Annotated in this window: 20 protein-coding genes; 11 read left to right on the top strand and 9 right to left on the bottom strand. The window is 67.9% G+C overall.

The features are described from left to right. Window positions 1-211: 211 nt before the first annotated feature. Window positions 212-1,828 carry an EAL domain-containing protein gene (locus AC5P8C_RS14160; protein ID WP_019660889.1) on the top strand — a complete coding sequence of 539 codons (1,617 nt, stop codon included), beginning with the start codon at window positions 212-214 and terminating at the stop codon, window positions 1,826-1,828. A gap of 483 nt (window positions 1,829-2,311) precedes the next feature. On the opposite strand, the gene AC5P8C_RS14155 is transcribed toward AC5P8C_RS14160, so the two are convergent. Further along, window positions 2,312-3,496 carry an MFS transporter gene (locus AC5P8C_RS14155; RefSeq protein ID WP_495218973.1) on the bottom strand — a complete coding sequence of 395 codons (1,185 nt, stop codon included), beginning with the start codon at window positions 3,494-3,496 and terminating at the stop codon, window positions 2,312-2,314. Further along, complete coding sequence (locus tag AC5P8C_RS14150; RefSeq protein ID WP_495218972.1) at window positions 3,493-4,671, bottom strand: serine hydrolase domain-containing protein; 1,179 nt, start codon at window positions 4,669-4,671, stop codon at window positions 3,493-3,495. The genes AC5P8C_RS14155 and AC5P8C_RS14150 overlap by 4 nt, the downstream gene beginning before the upstream one ends. A 227-nt stretch (window positions 4,672-4,898) precedes the next feature. On the opposite strand from AC5P8C_RS14150, the gene AC5P8C_RS14145 reads away from it, so the two are divergent. Both AC5P8C_RS14145 and AC5P8C_RS14140 read left to right on the top strand, forming a co-directional pair. Next, a complete protein-coding gene (locus AC5P8C_RS14145; RefSeq protein WP_019337977.1) occupies window positions 4,899-5,798 on the top strand; it encodes a LysR family transcriptional regulator in 900 nt (299 codons plus the stop codon). Window positions 5,799-6,096: 298 nt separating this feature from the next. Beyond that, window positions 6,097-7,704, top strand: coding sequence for an ATP-binding cassette domain-containing protein (locus AC5P8C_RS14140; RefSeq protein WP_313510029.1), 1,608 nt, complete (start codon window positions 6,097-6,099; stop codon window positions 7,702-7,704). Between the two features lie 175 nt (window positions 7,705-7,879). On the opposite strand, the gene AC5P8C_RS14135 is transcribed toward AC5P8C_RS14140, so the two are convergent. After that, the gene (locus tag AC5P8C_RS14135) at window positions 7,880-9,205 is read right to left on the bottom strand and encodes a GTP-binding protein (protein WP_053442453.1); all 1,326 of its coding nucleotides are present in this window, start codon (window positions 9,203-9,205) and stop codon (window positions 7,880-7,882) included. A 70-nt stretch (window positions 9,206-9,275) separates the two neighbouring features. On the opposite strand from AC5P8C_RS14135, the gene AC5P8C_RS14130 reads away from it, so the two are divergent. Then, window positions 9,276-9,650, top strand: a complete 375-nt coding sequence (locus AC5P8C_RS14130) for a MerC domain-containing protein (RefSeq protein ID WP_010484159.1) — start codon at window positions 9,276-9,278, stop codon at window positions 9,648-9,650. A 95-nt stretch (window positions 9,651-9,745) separates the two neighbouring features. Here the strand turns inward: AC5P8C_RS14130 and AC5P8C_RS14125 are convergent, their stop codons facing one another. After that, the gene (locus tag AC5P8C_RS14125) at window positions 9,746-10,030 is read right to left on the bottom strand and encodes a metal-sensing transcriptional repressor (RefSeq protein WP_010484160.1); all 285 of its coding nucleotides are present in this window, start codon (window positions 10,028-10,030) and stop codon (window positions 9,746-9,748) included. Window positions 10,031-10,082: 52 nt separating this feature from the next. On the opposite strand from AC5P8C_RS14125, the gene dmeF reads away from it, so the two are divergent. Beyond that, window positions 10,083-11,054, top strand: coding sequence for a CDF family Co(II)/Ni(II) efflux transporter DmeF (gene dmeF, locus AC5P8C_RS14120; RefSeq protein ID WP_227200179.1), 972 nt, complete (start codon window positions 10,083-10,085; stop codon window positions 11,052-11,054). Between the two features lie 123 nt (window positions 11,055-11,177). On the opposite strand, the gene AC5P8C_RS14115 is transcribed toward dmeF, so the two are convergent. Beyond that, on the bottom strand, window positions 11,178-11,462 hold the full coding sequence (locus AC5P8C_RS14115) for a hypothetical protein (protein WP_019660881.1): 285 nt from the start codon (window positions 11,460-11,462) through the stop codon (window positions 11,178-11,180). Window positions 11,463-11,552: 90 nt separating this feature from the next. On the opposite strand from AC5P8C_RS14115, the gene AC5P8C_RS14110 reads away from it, so the two are divergent. The 3 genes from AC5P8C_RS14110 (at window position 11,553) to AC5P8C_RS14100 (ending at window position 13,326) form a co-directional block, all read left to right on the top strand. Then, window positions 11,553-11,969, top strand: coding sequence for a hypothetical protein (locus AC5P8C_RS14110; protein ID WP_019660880.1), 417 nt, complete (start codon window positions 11,553-11,555; stop codon window positions 11,967-11,969). 69 nt (window positions 11,970-12,038) lie between these two features. Next, the gene (locus AC5P8C_RS14105) at window positions 12,039-12,419 is read left to right on the top strand and encodes a hypothetical protein (protein WP_227200171.1); all 381 of its coding nucleotides are present in this window, start codon (window positions 12,039-12,041) and stop codon (window positions 12,417-12,419) included. Continuing rightward, window positions 12,400-13,326 (top strand): class I SAM-dependent methyltransferase, encoded by a 927-nt coding sequence (locus tag AC5P8C_RS14100; protein WP_495218969.1) that lies wholly within the window; start codon window positions 12,400-12,402, stop codon window positions 13,324-13,326. Before AC5P8C_RS14105 ends, AC5P8C_RS14100 begins: the two co-directional genes overlap by 20 nt. Window positions 13,327-13,329: 3 nt before the next feature. On the opposite strand, the gene AC5P8C_RS14095 is transcribed toward AC5P8C_RS14100, so the two are convergent. Next, on the bottom strand, window positions 13,330-14,298 hold the full coding sequence (locus tag AC5P8C_RS14095; protein WP_495218967.1) for a polysaccharide deacetylase family protein: 969 nt from the start codon (window positions 14,296-14,298) through the stop codon (window positions 13,330-13,332). A gap of 70 nt (window positions 14,299-14,368) precedes the next feature. Continuing rightward, complete coding sequence (locus AC5P8C_RS14090) at window positions 14,369-15,028, bottom strand: hypothetical protein (RefSeq protein WP_495218966.1); 660 nt, start codon at window positions 15,026-15,028, stop codon at window positions 14,369-14,371. A 133-nt stretch (window positions 15,029-15,161) separates the two neighbouring features. Here AC5P8C_RS14090 and AC5P8C_RS14085 point away from each other — a divergent pair, with 133 nt between their 5' ends. After that, window positions 15,162-15,842, top strand: coding sequence for a hypothetical protein (locus AC5P8C_RS14085; protein WP_495218964.1), 681 nt, complete (start codon window positions 15,162-15,164; stop codon window positions 15,840-15,842). A gap of 85 nt (window positions 15,843-15,927) precedes the next feature. On the opposite strand, the gene AC5P8C_RS14080 is transcribed toward AC5P8C_RS14085, so the two are convergent. Together AC5P8C_RS14080 and AC5P8C_RS14075 are read right to left on the bottom strand one after the other, a co-directional pair. Continuing rightward, window positions 15,928-16,101, bottom strand: coding sequence for a hypothetical protein (locus tag AC5P8C_RS14080; RefSeq protein WP_005412082.1), 174 nt, complete (start codon window positions 16,099-16,101; stop codon window positions 15,928-15,930). 9 nt (window positions 16,102-16,110) lie between these two features. Further along, entirely contained in the window at window positions 16,111-16,923 is an 813-nt protein-coding gene (locus AC5P8C_RS14075; RefSeq protein ID WP_019660876.1) for an alpha/beta fold hydrolase, read from the bottom strand. A gap of 226 nt (window positions 16,924-17,149) precedes the next feature. On the opposite strand from AC5P8C_RS14075, the gene AC5P8C_RS14070 reads away from it, so the two are divergent. Then, a complete protein-coding gene (locus tag AC5P8C_RS14070) occupies window positions 17,150-17,629 on the top strand; it encodes a nuclear transport factor 2 family protein (protein ID WP_019660875.1) in 480 nt (159 codons plus the stop codon). Between the two features lie 75 nt (window positions 17,630-17,704). Then, window positions 17,705-18,121 (top strand): XVIPCD domain-containing protein, encoded by a 417-nt coding sequence (locus tag AC5P8C_RS14065; protein WP_233653296.1) that lies wholly within the window; start codon window positions 17,705-17,707, stop codon window positions 18,119-18,121. Window positions 18,122-18,128: the final 7 nt, after the last annotated feature.

Below are 18,128 nucleotides of genomic sequence, written 5' to 3'. Positions count from 1 at the left end.
GGCGAAGCGTTCGACGGTAGTCCTCCAGCGCCCGGAGCGCCAGCATCATACGGGTCAATCACGTCAAATTTGGCCGCTTTCATCACAATGTGACCGAATACCGGATTGATCCCATTCCGCCCGGCCCTGCGCCATGCTCAGATAGCCGTTCCTGCCCAAGGATCGGCCCGCCCATGTGCCCTGCCCTGCCCACCCCGCTGGAGCCCCGGCCATGAGCCGGCTGCGCGTGATCATCGGTGGCACGGCGCTGGCGATTCTGGCCGCAGCCGTGCCGATCGCGGTGATGGCCTATGCCACCTGGGACCGGGCCGTCAGTGTCGAGCAGCAGCGCCTGCGCGATATCGCCGGTCGTACCCTGCGCCGTGCCGACCAGTCCTACCGGGAAGCACTGGCGGCGCTGCAGTCGGCCGAGGCCGGCGCCCAGGACGCCTGCGGGCCGGACCATATCCGGCGCATGCAGACGCTGGTGATGACCTCGCCGTCGGTTGACCAGATGGGCTACTTCGAGGGTGGCAAGCTGCGCTGCACGTCGTGGGGGCCGTTTCTGTCCGACGTGAACCAGCCCAGGGCCGACCACGTCACCAGTGATGGCGCCGGCATTGCCGTGGATGTGCGCCCCGAGGCAAGCGGACGGCGCCAGGTGCTGTCGATCCTGTATGGCAACTACGACGTCCTGGTCGATCCGCGCCGGTTTGTCGATGTCATCGCCGACCCGAACGTGCGCCTTGCCCTGGCCAGCCCGGATGGCCGCCTCCTGGCCAGGCAGAGCGGCATGGATCCCGCGTTGCTGGAGACCCTGCTGCGTGCGCCCGAGGAAGGCCTGGACCACAACACCCTGTACGCCACCGCCCGCAATGAAGAGTGGCTGGCGATCGCAACCACGCCGCGTACCGCGCTGGCTGCAACCTTCCGCCAGCAGGCGTGGCTGTTCGTGCCGATCGGTGTTCTGCTGGCCGCTGCCGGTGCCGGCCTGGTGGTGTGGCTGTCGCGTCGCCGCCTGTCCCTGCGCGGCGAACTGGCCACGGCGATCCGCCGCCGCGAGCTGTACCTGCACTACCAGCCGATCATCGAGCTGGATACCGGCATCTGCGTCGGCGCCGAGGCCTTGGTGCGCTGGCAGCGCCCGGATGGCACGCAGGTACGGCCGGACCTGTTCATTCCGCTGGCCGAAGAGGCCGGCATGATCGGCGCGATCACCGATCTGGTGATCGAGAACGTCGTGCGCGACATGCGCGATCTGTTGGTCGCCGACCGCAGCGCACACATCGCGATCAACCTGGCCGCCGAAGACATCAGCAGCGGCCGTGCGCTGAAGATGATCTCCAAGCACATGACCGGCAGCGGCATCCTGCCGCAGCAGATCTGGATGGAAGCCACCGAGCGCGGCTTCCTCGATCTGGACCGCGCCCGCACGATGCTGGCGCAGGCACGTCGCGCCGGCCACAGCGTGGCCATCGATGATTTCGGAGTCGGCTTCTCCAGCCTGCAGTACCTGGAGCAGCTGCCGCTGGACGCGCTGAAGATCGACAAGTCGTTCATCGATGCGATCGACACCGAGAGCGCGACGAGCCCGGTGACGCCGCACATCATCGACATGGCCAAGGAGCTGGGCCTGTGGGTGGTGGCCGAGGGCGTGGAGACCGAGGCGCAGTTGGCATATCTGCATGCGCGCAAGGTCGAGTTCGCGCAGGGCTGGCTGTTCTCGCGGCCGCTGCCACGGGACGAGTTCGTGGTGTTCCACCACAAGCGGCAGCAGCGCTATGGCGCGGCGCGGGAGCACATGCAGAATCCGCGCAGCGTGCCGATCGAGCGTGAGGGCGTGGAGTAGGGCGGCGAACGGCAAAGCCCCTCGTGGTGGGTCGTGCCCGGTGAATCCATCAGTTGGGGCCGGGTGGATGGGTCGCGCAGGGGGCGCTGCAAGTCCCCCTCCGGGGCCCAGCCCAGCCGCTAGCGGCTGTGCGTTCGGTCGCTCGCGAAGCAGTGCTTCGCAAGCAAAGCGCCCTCACCCATGTAAGCTCGGTCGCCGCCTGCTCGTGTGCGCTGTCCTGCGCACACGGCAAGACCGGGGTTGGGCGTCCTGCCCAACCCGCCCGAGGCATGCCTCGGGCCCATGCGGCTCACGCCCCTGCGCAACCCACCTACCCGGCCACGGACACATTGCGGCGGCGTCCCACCACGGAATCAACAGAAGAAAGCAAAAGCAAAGGCAAACGCGGGTCGCTGTGCTCGGTGGATCCACGCCATGCGTGGATGGCGTGGACCACGGTAGTGCCGGCCGCTGGCCGGCACCGCGCCATCACTGACTCGCCGCCTACGCCCAGGCCTTCGGCCGTGCCAACAGCCACGCCACGCTCACCGCCAGCAGCAGCAACGGCAGCCATCCCAACTGGTTCGGGCCGCCCGCCTGCAACAGCAAACCCCCTGCAACGCCACCGGCAGCAATGGCCAGGTTCCAGCCGGTCACCAGCATCGACTGCGCCAGATCCGCGGCGGCACCGGCACGCCGCGCCAATGCGGTCTGGAACAACGTAGGTACCGCGCCAAAGGCAACGCCCCACAGGATCGTCGCCAGCAGCAGCGCGATCGCGTCGCCCGGCCACAACAGCAGGGTCAGCACCGGCACGATGAAGCCGATCACCGCGGCCCACACCAGCGTGCGCAGATGACGGTCCACACCCCAGCCGGCAATGACGATGCCGGCGATGGCGGCCAGGCCGAAGGCCAGCAGCAGGCGGTCCAGCCACGGGCCGGCACCGGCCTCCACCGCCAGCGGTTCGATGTAGGTGTAGAGCACGTTGTGCGCCAGCACGTACAGCACCATCACCGCCAACGCACTGCGCACGCCCGGCATGCGCCACACCGTAGCCAACGACGTACGCTGACCGGCCGCCGCCGCCGGCAACGCGGGCAATGCCCAGCGCGCGTAGGCCAGCAGCACGACTGCCAGCACGCTCATCAGCGCGAATGCCCAGCGCCAGCCGATCTGCTGGCCCAGCAACGTGCCGGCCGGTACGCCCAGCGACAGTGCCAGCGGCGATCCGACCATCGCCACCGCAATCGCCCGGCCCTGCAGCGAGGGCACCACCATGCGCGCGGCGTAGCCGGCCACCAGCGACCACAGCAGGCCACCACACACGCCGGCCAGGAAGCGCGCGGCCAGGATCAGCGGGTAGCTGCTGCTCAATGCGGTCAGCGTATTGACCACCACGAAGCCGGCAATGGCGGCGAGCAGCAAGGGACGTCGCGGCAGGCGCTGGGTCAGTGCGGTCATCGGCAGTGCGGCCATCACCGAGCCAAGCGCATACACGCTGACCAGCTGGCCAACCGCCGCGTCGCTCACACCGAGGCTTTCGCCCATCGGCCGCAGGACGCCGGCCGGCAGGGTCTCGGTCAGCAGAGTGATGAAGCCGCCACCGGCCAGCGCCAGCAGTCCCGCCCACGGCAGGCGCGTGGCTTTACCGGCCGGGCCAGCCGCATCGATGGCATGGCCGCTCATCGCGCGGTCTCCAGATCGGCATAGACCGCATCGCGCAGCTCATCGACGAAGGCACCGTCCATGCCTTCGTACAGGGTGTTGGTCAGCGCCACCACGCTGAGCCCACGCGCAGGATCGACAAACCAGCTGTGCCCGTAGGCGCCGCCCCAACGCCATGTGCCTGCGCTCTGCGGCGTACCGCTGGCGGCCGCATCGCGCAGCACCGCAAAGCCAAGGCCGAAGCCCCAGCCGGCCGGTTCCGGCGGCCCTTGTTCGCCCACCTGCGGGCTGGCCATCTCCGCTGCCAGTGCCGGCGGCAACAGGCCTGAACGCTGCACATCACGCAAGGCCTCCAGCACCGCCATCACTTCATCGGCGCTACCGACCAGGCCTGCCCCGGCCGAAGGGAAACGGCTGGCATCGGTGGCGCGCGCGAGGCTGTACTCGATACCGACAGTACCCTCGAACGGAGCGACCACCTCGCCTTCGCGCAGGCGGTGCGGCTGCGGTGTGTCGCTCACATAGGGCGTGGCCAGCCGTGCCGCGTTGCGCGCAGCGAAGGCGGTGTCACGCAGGCCCAGGGGTGCGGCCAGCAAGCGCTCGAACAGTGCCTGCAGGGATTCACCGGTCGCTGCTTCAGCCACGGCACCGGCAACGTCCACGCCCAGCGAGTACAGCCACTGGCTGCCCGGCGCGAACAGCAGGGGTGCCTGCGCGATGCGGCGCACGTTGTCGGCCAGAGAGAGCGGGTTCGCGTCCATGCCATCGCTGACGCCAGCGCGTGCGTAGGGACCCTTCGCATCGGCTTCGAGAAAGCGATAGCCCAGCCCGCTGCTGTGGCTGAGCAGCTGGCGCAGGCTGATCGCTGGCGTGCTGCCATCAGCCAGCGCCGGGCGGAAGTCCCGCAGCCAGCGCTGCACCGGTGCATCCAGGTCGAGCACGCCCTCGGCCACCAGGCCCAGGATCACCGTGCTCAGCAGCGGCTTGCTCACCGACGCCAGCCGGAACAGCTGGTCGCGCTGCATCGGCGTGACCGATTCACGATCGGCCAGCCCGGTCGCGCTGGCATGGCGCAGTACGCCGTGCTCGCGCACCAGCACCACCGCACCGACCAGGCGCTGCGGGTGGACCTGCTGCAGCAGCCGCTGCACCGAAGGCAGTGTCGGCGCGGGTTCGAAGGAAGGAGCAGCATTCATCGCGGTGATCCGTGGGGAGAGGCCGCCACGTTAGGCAGCGGGCGTCCGCGCAAAAAGCCGGTTGCCGCTCCGGGCATCATGGACCGTGTAGTCCGCAATCGGCATGATGGCCGGAACCGCAAGGCCGCAACGGTCTCCACGCCACCCCGCACCACAGTGTTGCGATGGCGGAGCCGCCCGCTACAGCCGCGCCGGCCTACCCTGCCGCTTTCATTGCCCGCACGCCCATGTCAGTCCTGGACAACCTCGCCAACCTGCAGACCTTCGTGCATGCCGCCGACACCCGCAGCTTTGTCGAGACCGGGCGCCTGCAGGGCATATCCGCCTCGGCAGCGGGCAAGTGCGTGGCGCGGCTGGAGCACGCACTGGGCGTGCGCCTGTTCCACCGCAGCACGCGCAGCATCACGCTCACCGCCGAGGGTCAGCTGTTCCTGGCGCGTTGCCGGCGCATCCTCGACGAGCGCGATGCCGCACGCACCGAGCTGGCACAGCCGCACGCCACGCCCCGCGGTACGCTGCGCATCAGCCTGCCGCTGGTGGGCGACCTCACCCTGCCGTTGATGGCCGAGTTCATGGCGGCGTATCCGGATATCCGCCTGGACCTGGACTTCAGTGACCGCCTGGTTGATGTCATCGAGGAGGGCTTCGATGCGGTGCTGCGCGTCGGCGAACCCAGCGACTCGCGGATGAACGCACGCCGGCTGGGGGTATTCCCGCGGCGTGTCGTTGCCTCGCCGGGCTACCTGCAGCGCTGCGGTGTTCCGCGCACGCCGGCAGGCTTGATGCAGCACACGCTGCTGCACTATCGCTTCCCCACCACCGGCAAGCTGGAACCGTGGCCGATCCACTGGCCCGACGATGAAACGCCGCAGGAGCTTCCGGTGCACATGGTGGCCAACACCATCGAAGCGCGGGTAGCGCTCGCACTGCGCGATATCGGCCTGGCCTTCGTGCCGGTGCACTCGGTGCGCGATGCCCTGGCCGACGGCCGCCTGGTCACGGTGCTGGACGAACACGTGCATTCCTGCGGCACCTTCCATCTGCTGTGGCCGTCGGGCCGACACGTACTGCCGAAGTTGCGGGTGTTCATCGACTTCGTCGGCGCCCGCCTGGGTACCGTGCCGTAGCCGCGAGCAATCCACCCATGCCCGGCCCACAGTAGATCCACGCCATGCGTGGATGCTTCTCGCGGCGAAAGGAAGCCGAGCATCGGCTCGGCTCTACAGAACCGCCCGATCATCGGTAGCGCCGGGCCATGCCCGGCGGCCGCGCACCCGACCATTCAGCCACTGCCGCTATACTGGCCGCTCATTCCTCCAAGAGGCTCGCGACCAATGCGCCATTGATGCCGCCGTCTTCCCACTAGACGGCCTGACTCTTCCCGCCCCTGCGCGCAGGGGAGAACCCGGCATCCATGGAGGTCGCATGACCCCGCATTCCCTCACGCTCGATCGCGTGTCGTATCGATTGGCCGACGGCCGCCCGCTGTTTTCCGATCTGACGTTTTCCTTCGAACCGGTCGCCACCGGCCTCGTCGGTGCCAATGGCGCCGGCAAGAGCGTGCTCGCACGCCTGCTGGCCGGCCGGCTGCTGCCCGACAACGGCCAGGTTCGCGGCAGTGGCCGCGTGTTCCTGTTGCCGACGCCCGGCTATCCACCCGCCGGCACGGTCGGTGAACTGGCCGGTGTCGGCGCGGAACTGGCCGCACTGCAACGCATCGAAGCCGGCAGCGTGGACGAGGCCGACTTCGCCCGCGTCGGCGACCGCTGGGATCTGCGCGAACGCCTGCAGCAGCAATGGCGTACGCTGCAGCTACCCGACGACCTCGATCCGGCCCAGCCGGCCGCGCGCCTCAGTGGTGGCCAGGCCATGCAGGTCGCGCTGTCCGGTGCCTGGGCCAGCGGTGCCGACTGGCTGATCCTGGACGAACCCAGCAACCACCTCGACGCACGCCATCGCCAACAGTTGTATGAACAGTTGCAGCAGTGGCGCGGCGGCCTGCTGGTGATCAGTCATGATCGCGAACTGCTGGCGCACATGCAGCAGATCGTCGAGCTCGACGCGCGCGGGCTGCATCGCTATGGCGGACCGTGGCAGCACTACGCCGACGCGCGCGCCTCCGAACGTGAAGCCGCCGCCGCCCAGCTTGACCATGCACGTGCACAGCACCGGCAGCAGCAACGCAGCGCGCGCGAACAACACGAACGCCAGCAGCAGCGCCAGGCACGTGGCAACCGTGATGCGAAGCAGGCCAACCAGGCCCCGATCCTGCTCGGCCGGCAGAAGCAGCGCGCCGAGGCCAGCCACGGCCGCGCACAGCAGGTGCAGGCCGAGCGCCTGCAGGCCAGCGCAGAGCAGCTGCGCGCAGCGGCATCCGCGGTGCATGCGGCGCCGGAACTGGCGCTGTTTGCCGGTGCGGGCGAGCGTGGCAGCGCGCGTCTGCTGGAGGCCGAGGCGCTGGTGCTGCCACATGGCTGCAGCGCCCCGCTGCAGCTGGAGATCCGCCGGGGGCAGCGCATCGCCGTGGTCGGTGACAACGGCAGCGGCAAATCGACCCTGCTGCGTGTGTTGGCCGGCCAGCTGCCTGCATGCAGTGGCACCGTGCAACGGCATGCACCACTGGCCCTGCTCGACCAGCAGTTGCTGGGGCTGTCCGGCGCGCGCAGCATCCTTGACACCGTGCAGGCCGCCAACCCGCGCGCGGACCCAGGCGAGCTGCGCACGCGGCTGGCCCTGCTCGGGCTGGATGCACAGCGCATCCAGCGGGCGGCCCACAGCCTCAGTGATGGCGAGCGGGTGAAGGGTGCGCTGGCCAGCGTGCTGTATGCCGATCCCGCGCCCCAACTGTTGCTGCTGGACGAACCCGGTAATGCGCTGGATCTGAGCGCATTGCAGGCGCTGGAGGAACTGCTTGCGGCGTGGCCGGGCGCGCTGGTGATGGTCAGCCACGACCGGCACCTGCTGCAGGCATTGCGACCGACGCAGGTACTGCGAGTCACCTCCGACGCTTGGCAATGGCGCGACGCCTTGTAGATCCACGCCATGCGTGGGTTCGATTCTGTAGAGCCGAGCCCACGCTCGGCTGACGCATCACGCATGGCGTGGAACCACTGCAATTGCAGCCGAGCGTGGGCTCGGCTCTACAAGGCGGGCAAAGACCGGTTGAACCGCCATCCACGCATGGCGTGGATCTACAGGAGCCGTTAGCTCAGCGCTTCCACACCGGGAATGCCTGCGGCATCTGCTGCCACAGCAGCGGTCCCGCACGCAGCTCCTGGTCGTTGAGCAGGCACGCATCCAGCTCTGCGCGCACCGCACGCTCATCCATGTGCACCCCAATCACCACCAGTTCCTGGCGGCGATCCCCCCACAACGGGTGCCACAGCCGCTGCATCGCCGTGTACGCGGCCGAGTCCGGAAATTCCTCAAGCCCCGGCAACGGCGCGCTCCAGCAGTCGGCCTGCTGGCGCGCCCATCCGAGGTCGCTGTACGGCAGCGGTGTCGGCGGCAACAGCGGTGTGGTGTCCTCGATGCCCGCACGCACGCGATCGCGCGCGGCGTACCAGAAGCCCGCCGCCTGCGTCCGCGTCGCGGCCCCCACGGTGTTCAGCTCGCCCACCCAGTCCATCCTGTTGGCCAGCCAGAACCAGCCTTTGCTGCGGATCACGCCGGGCATGCCCGACTGCAGCGCGCGGGCGAATCGCGCGGGGTGGAACGGACGTCGCGAGCGGTAGACGAAGCTACCGATGCCGTACTCCTCGGTTTCCGGTGTGTGCTCGCCCCGCAGTTCCTTCACCCAGCCCGGCGCACGTTGCGCACGCTCCATGTCGAAGCGACCGGTATCCAGCAGCTCGGCCAGCGGCACATTGCCGAAGCTGGACAGCAGCAGCTTCGCGTCGCGGTTCAGGCCACGCAGCACGGCCAGCGTGTCCTGCAGCACTTCGTCATCCACCTGGTCCACCTTGCTGACCACGATCACGTCGGCAAACTCCACCTGCTCGCACAGCAGGTCAACCACGCCGCGATCGTCCTCCGGGCCGGCCTGCTGGCCGCGCTCGGCCAGTCGCGACGTCGAGCCGAAGTCGGCAAGGAACGCGCTGCCGTCGACCACCGTCACCATCGTGTCCAGCCGCGCGATGTCACTCAGGCTGAAGCCGTGCTCGTCGCGCACCGCGAAGGTGGCCGCCACCGGCATCGGCTCGCCGATGCCCGTCGATTCGATCAGCAGATAGTCATAGCGGCCCGCATCGGCCAGACGGCGCACTTCCTGCAGCAGGTCATCGCGCAGCGTGCAGCAGATGCAGCCGTTGCTGAACTCCACCAGCGTCTCTTCGGTGCGGCGCAGTTCGGCCCCACCTTCGCGCACCAGCTGCGCATCGATGTTGACCTCGCTCATGTCGTTGACGATGACCGCTACACGCAGACCCTCGCGGTTGCGCAGGATCTGGTTGAGCAGGGTGGTCTTGCCGGCCCCCAGGAAGCCGGACAGCACGGTGACCGGAAGGCGACGGTCGGCGCGGGAAACAGTGTTCATGTCGGAGCGGGTTGGCTGCGGAACGGGAAATGTTACTGTATAACAATTGTTGCGCAAGGAACCTCCCCCGATGAAGTCGCCTTCTGCCGCCCTGCTCGATGCCGGCGCGGTCGCCCTGTCCAGCCTGTGCCTGCTGCACTGCCTGGCGCTGCCCCTGCTGGCCGCCGCGCTCCCCCTGTTCGGCACCTGGGCCGAAGCGGAATGGGTGCATCTGCTGTTCGTGGCCATCGCCCTGCCGCTGACCGGCTACGCGCTGTGGCGGGCCGAGCGCCGTCACCCGCTGCCGGTGCTGGCCTGGGCCACCGCCGGCGCCGGTCTGGGCCTGTTGCTGGCCGGCGCGTTGGCGCTGCCCTCGCATGACTGGGAAACGCCGATGACCGTCACCGGCAGCCTGCTGCTGGCCGCCACGCACATCTGGAACGCACGGCACCGGCACGCGGGGTAGAGTCGACTGTTAGTCGACTCTCGCGCGAAGCGCGGGATCTCATGCCGCCTGGGCGAAGAGCAGTCGACTAACAGTCGACTCTACCGCCCCTCGGCCTATTTGCCGTAGCGGCGCAGCAGCTCGACCAGCACCGCGGCCTCGTCCGCCCGCTGCTGCGGGTCGTCGGCAGCCACCACATGTTCCTGCAGGTGCTCGTGCAGCAGCTCCATCAACAGGCTGTGGGCTGCACCGCGCACGGCGGCGACCTGCACCAGCACGTCCGCGCAGTCGCCCGCCTCGCCCTCGGGCTTGTCCAGCGCCTGCTCCAACGCCGCCACCTGACCCGCGATGCGGCGCACCCGGGTCAGCAGCTGCTTTCGATTCTTGTGTACATGGGCCATGACTGGATCATATACCCTATGGGGGTATCCACTCCACCCCCTTGGTCCCCCCATGCACCTGGACGCCCTCGCCGCCGCCCGCCGCCACGAACACCGCTTCGACGACGGCAACCCGCTGGCCGAACGCAATACCCGCCGCGCCCTGTGGCTCACCGTCGGCATGATGCTGGTGGAGATCGTAGGAGGCTGGTGGTTCAACTCCATGGCCGTGCTCGCCGATGGCTGGCACATGAGTTCGCACGCGCTGGCGCTGGGCCTGGCGGTGTTCGCCTACCGCTGCGCGCGCCGCTACGCGCACGACCCGCGCTTCGCCTTCGGCACCTGGAAGATCGAGATCCTGGCCGGCTACACCAGCGCCATCGCCCTGCTCGGCGTCGCCGCGCTGATGGCCGTGCAGTCACTGCAGCGGCTGTGGGTACCGGCGCCGATCCACTACAACGAAGCCATCGCCATCGCTGCGGTAGGCCTGGGCGTGAACCTGCTCTGCGCATGGTGGCTGCACGACAGCCCGGGCCACGCGCATCACCACCACGGGCATGACCATGGCCATCATCACGGGCATGACCACGCACACCACGATCACGGCCATGCGCACGGTCACGACCTCAATCTGCGCTCGGCCTACGTGCACGTGCTGGCCGACGCCGCCACCTCGGTGCTGGCCATCGTCGCCCTGCTCGGCGGCAAGCTGCTGGGCCTGACCTGGCTGGACCCGGTGATGGGGCTGGTCGGCGCCGCGCTGGTCACGGTGTGGGCTGTAGGCCTGCTACGCGACAGCGGCCGCATCCTGCTCGACGCGCAGATGGACGCACCGGTGGTGGCCGAAGTTCGCGAAGTGATCGAACAGGGTCCCTGGCCGGCGCGCCTGGCCGACCTGCACGTCTGGCAGGTCGGCCGCGGCAAGTACGCGGTCAGTGCCAGCGTGGTCACCAGCGACGCAGGTCTGGATGCCGATACCGTGCGCAACGCGCTGGCGATCCATGAGGAGCTGGTGCATGTAACGGTGGAGATCCACCGCAGCTGATCCTGCGCGACTGCGGTCGAATCTGTAGAGCCGAGCCCATGCTCGGCTTGCCGTTGCCTTTGCAGCGCCGAGCCATGCTCGGCTGTCGCAGGCCATCAGCCGAGCACGGGCTCGGCTCTACAGTCAGAGCTTCAGCATCATCCGCAGCAGGTACATCAGCAGCGGCAGCGCACTCAGCACCGCACCACCGATGCCGATCCACGGCCAACGCTCACCGCGCACGCGCGAAGCCACCGCCAGACCGCCGCCCACCAGTGCCGCACCCAGCACGCCCACGCCCAGCCCGGCGGCCATGCCATTGCCGCCTGCGGCCACCGCCGCCTGCGCAGCCAACGTGCCCGCGCCCCAACCCACAGCGATCCCCAGCCAACTGGCCATGCCGCACCACGGTGCCTTGCCCTGCGCCATCCGAAAACCCCTTTGTTCTTGCCGAATTTCTGTACGGGCCGTGCCCGCATGCTGCCTACACTAGCCGCACCTGCCCCGTAGGGACATCCCATGCGCATGCTCCGCCTGCTGCTGCCCGGTGCTCTCCTGCTGCTCACCGCCTGCGGTGGTGATGCCGGGCTTCCTTTCAGCGCCGACCCGTTGCAGGGCTGCTTCGCCACCGGCGCGCGCAAACCGGCCGATTTCCGCATCGACAAGGAAGGCGGCCAGTACTTCGTCTCCTTCAGCCGCGGCGACCAGTGGCAGCGCGAGCCCAATGCGCTGCACAAGGCCACCCGCAGCGAGATCAGCCGCTACTTCCGCGATGACGCCGAGCAGATCGACAGCGCATTGATCCGCATGGCCGGTGGCTTCGGCATCTTCCACTTCAACAAGGACGCGACGCTGAAGGGCAAGGCCAGTGATAGTGACTACATGGCGCTGATGCTGATCGGGGCCGGGCCGGTGTATGCAGTGAATTGCCCGTAGGACGCAATGATTCTGATGGCGGCTCAGGGCAATATGGGTACATCCTGTCTTCTTTGAGGAGCGATGCCAATGCTGCTGTTTCTGCTGCTTGCAGTAAGCGCGCCGAAGACGCAGGGTGCCTATGACGAAGTCCGGCAGCTGCCCGATGGCCAGACCCTGATCATGCGCACCCTGGACTGGGATCTCGGTGATGGCCGCCACGAGCGCGTTACCGTTCACTGGCTGCTGCAGGAAGACGGCAGCCTGCGCTACGACTTTGATCGGCAGCCACCGCAAACCCAGGAGGCCCATCGTCGATCGTGCGCGCGGCAGGGCATGCAGCCGTCGCGTGGCGTCGGCATGATCGCGGGGGAAGGGACCACACACGGTTACAGCTGCACCAGCGCTAGCGTCGGGCCCACGCCCGACTCCTCCCTGCCTGCATCCACGCATGGCGTGGACCTACTTTGACATCGGCTTGGCTCTACAACAGCTGCGGTACCATGCCCTCCCCCGAACCGCCCCGGTACCCGCCGTGCCCCATTACACCGGCCCCCTGCTGACCCGCGACAGCGCTGACACCCTGCGCCGTGCCTATGACAAGGGCGCTGCCGACTGGCAGGGCTCGCTCGACCTCGGCCGCAGCGAGGACAGCGTGCCGCTGGATGCCGACGGCTTCCGCTTCCGAGGCCAGCCCTACCCGTGGCCGGGCAAGCTTAAGGACCGCACGCTGTACTACTGGGACGGCGAGGAATTCGCGCCGATCTCGCGTTACAGCGGTTCGCTGATCAAGCTGGTGCCGACCGAATGGGGCGCACCGACCTTCGAGATCGACGGCATCAAGATGCTGCCGACCTCCAAGCTGTCACCCTTCGAGGATGCGCGCCGCAAGGTCGAGCTGGTCGCCCCGGCCGGCAAGGTGATCCTCGATACCTGTGGTGGCCTGGGCTATTTCGCCGCCTGCGCGTTGGAGGCCGGTGTCGGCCAGATCCGCTCGTTCGAGAAGAATGCCGACGTGATGTGGCTGCGCACGCTCAACCCGTGGTCACCGGATCCGGACTCGGCTGCGGCCGGTGGCCGCCTGCAGTTCAGCCACGGCGATGTCTCGCAGCAGATCGAACAGGTGGCCAGCAACAGTGTCGACGCGATCCTGCACGACCCGCCGCGTTTTGGTATCGCCGGCGAACTGTATTCACAGGTGTTCTACGACCACCTCGCCCGCGTCATCCGCAAGGGCGGCCGGCTGTTCCATTACACCGGCGCGCCGAACAAGCTGACCAGCGGCCGCGACGTGCCACGTGAAGTGGCCAATCGTCTGGAAAAGGCCGGCTTCAAGGCCGAGCTGGCGCTTGACGGTGTGCTGGCCGTCAAGCGCTGAGCCTCACTCCGAATCCACCTTGGCCAGCTTCATCACCCACGCCGGCACCTCGGGTTCACCGGCGTAGAACTCCTTCGGTTTCTTCTCCGCCATCGCCCAGCGGTGCAACCAACTCGGGCCGTAACGGCCGCTGTAGCCTTCGGCACCACGTGCATAGGCCGGGTCACGCATCGCTTCATCCAGTGAGATGAAGCGATAGCCGCGGCGCTTCGTCGCCGCCACCAGTTCGGCAAACGTGGCTGCATTGAGTTCGTTGGCGTGCATCAGCCAGACCTGTGGCAGCGCGTAGCCCAGCAGTGCCTGCGACTGCGTCTCGTAGTAGTCCAGCTTGTTCAGCATGTACGGCACGTAGCCCTTGCGCAGCTGTGCCAGCGTCGCCTCGCGCGCCGGTGAATCCGGCTGCTCGTTCATCACGTTGGCGTAGGCGAACGCCCACACCCACTCGCCGTTGTCGACCGTCACCGGTGCCACGCGGTAGCCATGCTGCTTGAAGAACGCGTCCATCTCCGCGCGTTCTTCCGGCGTGCGCCCGGCACGCAGATAGGGGTGACGCATCCACTGCGGCTTCAGCCCGCGCTCGGCCAGCAACGGCCGCAGCACCGTCTCGCCACGCAGGAAATCCCGCTGGAACGCAGGCACGCCCTTGGCGTTCAGGTCCATGTGCGAGTAGGTGTGATTGCCCAGCATGTAGCCGGCGTCCAGCCAGTCGCGCAGCATCTGCACCCGCGCCGGCTGCATCTGCCCGTCGATCTCAAGCTTGTTCTCGTTGACGAAGCCGACCACTGGCACGCCTGCCTCGCGCAGCTGGTCCATCAGCGCTTCATGCCGCGCCTGCAGGTCCGGCGGAACGATCTCATCCACCCGCGCCCAGGGCAGGTCGTCGATGGTCACCGCAATCCGGCGATCTACTTCAGCGGCGTGTACCGCCAACGAACAGAGCAGTAGCGGTACAGCGCGAAGCAACCAACGCATCAGCACTTCCTTGCAGGGGCGAAGTACGGACTTTAGCGTGATTGAGAACGCCTGGTCGGGCATGCAGCTGCTATGGGCTGGGCGACTGCACCTCCCGCTCGCGCACGATCGCCCGCCACAACATGAATCCTGCAGCCATCGCCATCAGCATCACTGCGACCAGCACCAGGGCCAGATCATCGGGATTGCGCAGCAGAGGGGCATGCTCGTGGGTGAGGATCTCGAACACCACCTCCTGCGCCTGTGCCAGCGGCAAACCGCCCTGTTCCCCCAGTTCCATCAGGCAGGTTGTCGGCGCCAGCTTGGCCACACTGGTCCATGCCATGTCGTACAGATGCAATGCCCGCACCGCCAGCACCAGCAACGCGCCATGCAGCATCATCAAGACCCGGTTGGCCCGCCGCAGCCGTCCGGACAACCGCCCCAGCCGATAGACGCTGATCGACATCGCGCCCAGCAGCGCCAGCACCACGCCCGCCATCGGAATCCACTGCAACGGTTGCCACGGTGCAAGCGCAGTGGATCGCGCCAGCAGCTGTTCGGCCACCTGTATGCGTGCGGCCGCGTCGGGCCCACCGCATGCGTCATCCACCGGCTCCAGCAGCAGTCCCACACGGTAGTGGAAGAAGCCGGCTGCAAGGCCTACCGCCAGCAACGCCACCACCTGCAGCGCCAGCAGGATCGGGCCGGGACCACAGATGCGACAGAAGCGGGCAGCGGCAGAGACCATCGGTTCATCCATGACAACAAAGGACCATCCTAACCAAGCATCCTGTGCCTGTCGGCTGGCGTATACGACAACCACCGCGTGGTCCCGGTAGGATGTAGACGAGCATGGATGGTCGTCTGTAGAGGTGTTGTGGATGGTCACGCTGTATCTGTGGGTGCGAACCCTGCTCCCGCTGCTGGCGTTCGTGATCGCGTGGATGCTGCTCTCGCGCCTGATCCAGGCCCGCGTGGCGCGCCTTCCGCGCGTTCCCTTGAACCTGCCTGAGCACAGCAGCAGCCCGCGCAGGAAGGACCGACGTATCTACGCGCGCAAGCTGCGGCGCAAACCGGGGCTGCGCAACGCGACTCGACCCGCCACCGCGCCGCGCAGCTGGATCCTGGCGGCGGTATTCGTTTCGCTGTGCGTATTGATCGCCGCCGTGCTGGCCGTACCAGATGGCGCGCGCTTCCAGGTCATGGTCGAGAGCCTCACCGGCTACCCAGCCACGATTGCTGAAGTACATGTTCCCGCTGCCGGGCAGCCCCTCGTGCTGCAGGCGTGGCAGCCCGCACTGGCGCAGCTCTCACGGCCGGTAACAATGCGCTACCCGATCGGGCGCACCGGCGGCCAGCAGGACGCGCGTGCCACGCTACCGGTACAGGTGAGACATCAGGGTGATCGGCTGCAGGTGGCTACGGCCGTGCCGGTGGATTCCGAGCTGCTGCGTGCGGAGCTTGCGCGCCTGGCTGGGGTACCAGTTGAGGCCATCACCGTCGGCCAGAACAAGATCGCGCCCTGGCTGGAACCCGCCTGGAAGCCGCTGGCCGACCTGTAGAGCCGAGCCTACGCTCGGCTGCTGTTGCCCGCCGACCAAAGGCACGCGCTGGGCGCGTAAGCCGAGCATGGCTCGGCTCTACAGATCAGGATCCCCGCGGTAGCTTCGCCGCCCACATGTTGTCCACCAGATTCGGATAGCGCCGACCATTCTCTTCCGCCCGCTGTCGCGCCGCCTCTTTCTGCGCAGGCGACAGCGGCTGCGAGGTCTGGCCCTTGGGGTTGGGCTTCTTCCACGGGGGTGTCTTGGTCTGGCGCATGGCCGCAGCTTACCGCTTCAGGAAGTTCAGCAGCGCCAGATTGAAGTGGTCCGCATGGCTGGTGTTGCAGCCGTGCGGCGCGCCTTCAAGGATCACCACTTCGCTGCCCGGAATGGCCTGGTGCGTGCGCTGGCCCGAGCCTTCAAACGGCACGATGGCATCGCTGTCGCCGTGCAGGATCAGGGTGGGCACTGTGATCTTCTTCAGATCATCGCGGAAGTCCGTGGTGGCAAACGCTTTCATGCAGCCCAGCGCTGCCGTCTGGTCGGACTGATGACACAGCGCGATCGCCGCCTGGCGCGCTTCCTCGGTGACCATCAGCTTGCCGTTGGCGCTGAAGAAATCGCGGGTGAAGCCGTCGAAGAACGCTTCGCGATCCTTCTCCAGACCACTGCGCATTTCGTCAGCCTTGTCCTGGGTCAGCGGGCCTTCCGGGTTGTCATCACTGCGCAGCAGGTACGGCGGCACGGCGGCAGCAAACACCACGCTGTGCAGGCGCTCCTGCCCGTGGTTGGCCACATAGCGCGCCACCTCACCGCCGCCCATCGAGAAGCCGACCAGGGTGGCGTCGCGCAGGTCACGTTCCTCGATCAACCCCGCCAGGTCCGCCGCCAGCGTGTCGTAGTCATAACCTTCGGCCGGCTTGTCGGAGCGGCCGAAGCCGCGCCGGTCGTAGCTGATCACCCGGTGCTGCGCGTCGCGCAGAATCGTCACCTGCGTCCTCCAGGCATCGGCGGACAGCGGCCAGCCGTGGATCAGGATGACCGGGCGGCCGTGGCCCCCTGTGTCTTCAACGTGCAGGCGGATGCGGGAAGCAGGCATGGGCGCTCCTGTGGAAAGGGAGGCGTTCAGGCTAGTGGCCGTGCCCTGTGGCGGCCGTGAGGGAATCCCGGCCGCTCATGACATCGCCTGCACAGCCAGGGCCCCGGCGCTGGCGCCGGGCCGCCAATGCGGGCGTTCACTCCGTGGAAGGGCCGTTTCGTCGGACGCCGGCTGCAGTGGCCCAAACGCCATGCGAGCCTGCGTGAACCCTCCCTGGAGCCTCACCATGCTGCTGCCCACCCTGCCCTTGCTGGCCGCCGGCCTCGTTGCCGCGCCAGCGCCCGCCGACTCCCTGCGCGAGCAGATCCGCCAGGCCGACACCCAGCTGTTCGCCGCCGCCTTCGAGGCCTGCAATGCCGACAGGGCCGCCGCGATGACGACCGACGACATGGAGTTCTTCCATGACAAGGACGGCAAGTCGGCCAGCAGCCGCGAGGACTTCCGTCGCAGCGTGGCCACCCTGTGCAGCAGCGCGCGCAAGGGTGGCTGGCAGCTGCGCCGCGAGCTGGTGGAATCTTCGCTGCAGGTCTTCCCGCTGCACGATGAGCGGGCGCTCGAAATCGGCAACCACCGCTTCCATGAACGCGGCAAGGATGGCGTGGAACGCTGGACCGGCCAGGCCCGCTTCATCCAGGTCTGGCGCCGCGTGGACGGGCGCTGGTTGGCCGAACGGGTGATCAGCTACGACCATCGGCCGGCGGACTGACCTTTCCGGCGCCCTTCACCGGCCGGATTTATACTGGAGGGGTTCACCCCGACCCACCGCTACCGTTCGATCGCCATGGCAGAACTCACCCCCAACCACCCCGACTACGGCCTCAACCAGCAGGTCCGCCAAGGCGTGGCCGCTCTGGATGCCCAGCATGGCCGTGCGTTCGACCAGACCAGCGAACGCCTGACCGCCAGCCTGACTGTGCTGGCCCGCGAGCAGGGCCTGCAGCAGGTCGACCATGTGCTGGTCAGCAACGCCACGGCCAACCATCCGGCAGGACACAACATCTTCGTGGTACAGGGCGACCCGGCCAATCCGGCGCACCTGCGGGCGATGATGCCGACCGCAGTGGCCGCGCAGACGCCGGTGGAGCAGTCGATGCAGAAGCTCGGCATTGCCCCGCAGCAGCCGGCCATGGGGCAGCTGCCCGAACAGCAGGCCCGTGAGCAGGAACAACAGCAGAACCCAGCACACCGCCTGGGCTGAGCCGCCT

Source organism: Stenotrophomonas sp. YJH_SMC_46 (assembly GCF_059370315.1).
This window is presented reverse-complemented; position numbering and strand designations above follow the sequence as displayed.